The 2967-nt window shown below is 42.5% G+C and carries 2 protein-coding genes; both read right to left on the reverse strand.

The window, feature by feature from the left end; genetic code table 11:
• Positions 1–374: 374 nt before the first annotated feature.
• Positions 375–854 (reverse strand): lipocalin-like domain-containing protein, encoded by a 480-nt coding sequence (locus HMPREF9304_RS01880; RefSeq protein ID WP_052045836.1) that lies wholly within the window; start codon positions 852–854, stop codon positions 375–377.
• Complete coding sequence (locus tag HMPREF9304_RS01885; RefSeq protein WP_036926131.1) at positions 835–2403, reverse strand: capsule assembly Wzi family protein; 1569 nt, start codon at positions 2401–2403, stop codon at positions 835–837. Before HMPREF9304_RS01885 ends, HMPREF9304_RS01880 begins: the two co-directional genes overlap by 20 nt.
• Positions 2404–2967 lie beyond the last annotated feature (564 nt).

Consider the following 2967-nt stretch of genomic DNA (forward strand, 5'->3'; position numbering starts at 1 on the left):
GTTAAAATCAAAGAAACAGGAGGATAATAACATAGAAAGCAGAAAACACGAAAATGGAAGTATCATATAAAGAACCCAAAGAACGTAAACGTTCTGACGGAAAGAGCGAAAAGTTGCAACGAAGTTTTTCGTCTTTTTAGATAGAACGGGACGTTCTTTCGTGAAATGTTTTTGCGGCAAAGATATTTTAGTTGCTTTTGCGTTTTTCGTTGTTAAAGAATGAGACGTCATGATGCTTTTCGGATGGTATGCGATGTGTTATATTCATGTCATTGATGAATTTGAGAGACACGTAACCAAAGGATAGCTGCTATACAGCCTCATCTCATGGCATTAGCATGAAACTTCAACTAAAAGGCTCATTTCGATTGAACTCAGAATTTGATAAAGACAAGTCGATACCGCTGACTTCGAAGTATCATTTTGCGGTTGCTCAATGTTTCTACTTCAAAACGTTCATCTAACTGATGAATGCCATACGGTGCTAACACCTTTACATCCTTAATACGAGGGTCGCCTTTTGTGCGGTCGGACATCAAGGGATTAACAATGAGCAGTTGCTGGTCGTGGTGTGTGAAGGTTATGACACATTCTGGATGTTGATAATCCATGTCATTGAGCATCAGTATTTTTCCTTGAAATGACCAAAATATTCGATGCAAAGTTAAATCTTTAGAACCACCATTCTGTAAGCTATCTATTCGCTCTAAGTGCCAAAAGCCATCTAACTCCCCATTGCCTGATGTCTCCACTTCACAGGAGGTCATTCCGCATAAAGACAAGCACAGCACCACCACATAGGCAAAATGCCGCATGCGTACGCTCTTTTGAAAACTATAAATTGAAAATTCCATGCTTACTAACTGTTAACTGAAAACCTTGATTATTTCCTAAGATTCCACCAAAATCAGCTCCGAAAGAAGCCATGAAACGCCAGCCATATCGCCAGCGGTAAGCGGTCTCTAAAAACAAACTTACGTTGTGATGTTTCTTGAAAAATGGAGTGTTATAGGTTCCGAAACCTTCTTGATAAGTTGCTAAGAATCGGTAATTGAGCCGCTCTGCGGGTTCGCCCGACAGTCCCAAGTGAAATGCTTTGAATCGATTGTTTTGGATTTCTATAGTTCCATCTTCGTTGTAAAGCGGTGAGCGGTACAGTGGATTGCCGATTACCTCGCCCCAATGCTGCCACCCTGGATAAATATAGTGGTTGTAGAAATTGTCTCGCCCTGAAATATGATGACTCATGTTCTGCGTATGGTCATGGTACACTGGTCCACTTTGGTATTTCGTGTACAAATATTCAAATACGAGGCTCTGTAACCAATGGTTGTATTTTAGGTTCAGTTCCAATCCCAACATCATATCCTTGAAGTCGTAGAGAAAAAACTTTCTTTTCTTCTTCACGTTCCACTCCTCCCCCGTTCCGTAGCCATCGTAGTCGAGTTGGAGCATGGACGAGTGGTCTTCAAAATATTTTTCTCCGTATAATCTTACACACCAACTGTCGCCTTCGTAATTCATACGGAAGAGCCAACTTCCCAATTGGTTGCCTTCTACATTCTGATACACAATGCCCTCTTCGGGTGCATCATGTCCTCCAGGCATAAACGCATTCCAAAAAGCCCTCATATTGGTGTTGCCTTTCACAACCTTGGTTTCGCCATTGCTGCGGGGTTGATAGCTTGTTCCTCCAAAGAGTGTTGCCATCTCCAAGCCTAATTCTAAAGACCAAGGGCAAAATCGGTCTTCATTGCCAATCTTCAGAAATCCTGCTTTGCTGTGATACAACACCTGATCGACGTATTTCGACTGTCGTTGCGTAAAATCATGTTGCCAGTTGTCATCCGTCATCCGCCCATAAGCAATATGGCCTTTGATATGCAGCCACCTATTTCCGAAGGGCAACATCCAATAATCAGGCAATGCCAATCGTACTTGTGGCACGGGTCGGGCATTGATACCAAAGGTTTGGGAACCACTACTCAAGGCATTGTTCTTGAGTTCCATAGGATATTCCTTGCTTCCAACGGAGAGCGAGCCATGCAACCAACGCACTTCAGCAAAGGCTTGCTGCACAATGGCTTTACTCGTAAAATGATAAGGTATCGCCACGTCAACTCCATATCCAACGCCCCAACGACGAAGTGAGTCTGTGCGTAATGGTCTGATGATGCTGGAACGAAGGTAGCCATTAACCGATTCCAACGAACCTAAGCCGTGTCGATTGGAATGCATCCATAAAGGTGTATGCCCATGGGCAAAAGAACTTTGGAACTCAACATGATAGTTCATGTTGCTTCCGAGAATCAATTTTTCTGTTTGTTCTTCTTGTTGATTCAATTGCGCGCACACACTTTGCGCCAAGAAGAACAGACAATAAAATATAATTTGGCGTTTCATTGGTTTTCTTTATGCAAAGATAACGAAGTTTTTTCCACATTATTATATAGAATACAATTTCATTTTCGCGCATGCCACGGTTTTTTCTTTGCAGGCAATATAGTTGAACAACGAAAGCACAAAACAAGACAAAGAACGCAGGTGTTCGTCGAAAACGAATTTGGAAAAACACACAACAAGTTGATGTTACAAGCTAAGGAGTTGTGAAGCCCATATAGGATGATAATCCAAGATATTATACAGCAATTGACGTTACGAGCAAAGGCGGGGCAAAGCCCCAATAGGATGTTAGCCTAAGTTATTATACACCAGTTGATGTTATGAACAAAGAAGTTGCGAAGCCCATACAGAATGATAGTCCAAGATATTATACAGCAATTGACGTTATGAGCAAAGGCGGGGCGAAGCCCCAATAGGAATATAGCCCAGGGTAACACCCTGGGAGAGCGTTCATTAGTTCATTGGCGCGCTATAAGCGCAAAAGGAGCCAGTGAAGTATCCTTTCTCAGAACTTCCTTTTGCGCTTACAGCGCGCCAGTATGCTGGAATATCCATACCCAGGGT

Source organism: Hoylesella timonensis S9-PR14, from assembly GCF_000762405.1.
Lineage (GTDB): Bacteria > Bacteroidota > Bacteroidia > Bacteroidales > Bacteroidaceae > Prevotella > Prevotella timonensis_A.

What these genes read in the sequence shown, in the direction of transcription:
- HMPREF9304_RS01880 (WP_052045836.1), bottom strand. Translation starts at nt 854, where the DNA reads ATGGAATTTTCAATTTATAGTTTTCAAAAGAGCGTACGCATGCGGCAT.
- HMPREF9304_RS01885 (WP_036926131.1), bottom strand. Translation starts at nt 2,403, where the DNA reads ATGAAACGCCAAATTATATTTTATTGTCTGTTCTTCTTGGCGCAAAGT.